The sequence below is a fragment of the Vibrio sp. 811 genome, assembly GCF_033339195.1.
Genome location: NZ_JAWOUB010000349.1, coordinates 1 through 740, shown reverse-complemented (window position 1 = coordinate 740; position 740 = coordinate 1). Strand labels below are relative to the sequence as shown.

At 47.7% G+C, this 740-nt stretch carries 1 protein-coding gene; it reads left to right on the top strand.

Translation table 11 applies throughout. The features are described from left to right. A partial coding sequence (locus R7Q46_RS26805; RefSeq protein WP_318078173.1) for an imelysin family protein occupies positions 1-740 on the top strand: 740 nt, incomplete at both ends.

Below are 740 nucleotides of genomic sequence, written 5' to 3'. Positions count from 1 at the left end.
TAGCTGCTGACTACCAATATGAGCTTGGTAACGAAGGTGCAGCGGCAAATATCATTGCCAACACAAGCCTAACGATCGGCCCGTCTAAGCTTGACGTGGCAAAAATCACTCCAGAATTACTTGCTAGCTTGAACGAAGTAGGTGGCTCAGAAGCAAACGTAGCAACGGGTTATCACGCGATCGAATTTCTTCTATGGGGACAAGATCTGAACGGCACAAATGCAGGTGCAGGTCAGCGTGCGTACACGGACTTTGTTGTTGGTTCTGGTTGTACAAATGGTCACTGCGATCGTCGTGGTGAGTACTTAAAAGCCGCGGCCGATCTACTGATTCAAGATCTTGAATGGATGGAAAAACAGTGGTCTGCTGATGAAAAAGGCAACTACCGTCAAGAGCTACTCACAGGTTCTGCAGAGAATGGTCTACGTAAAATGCTGTTTGGTATGGGCTCTTTGTCTTTGGGTGAGTTAGCTGGTGAGCGTATGAAAGTTGCGCTAGAAGCGAACTCTACGGAAGACGAGCACGATTGCTTCTCGGATAACACGCACAACTCGCATTACTACAACGAGCAAGGTATCTACAACGTTTATACGGGTACATACAGCCGCCAAGATGGCACGGTTCTTACTGGTCCAAGTATCGCAAACCTAGTTGCTCAGGAAGATAAGAAAGCCGCTGAAGAAATCCAGAAGCAATTTGACGCAACACGCAGTCAAGTTGGCGAGTTGGTGACTTCTGCT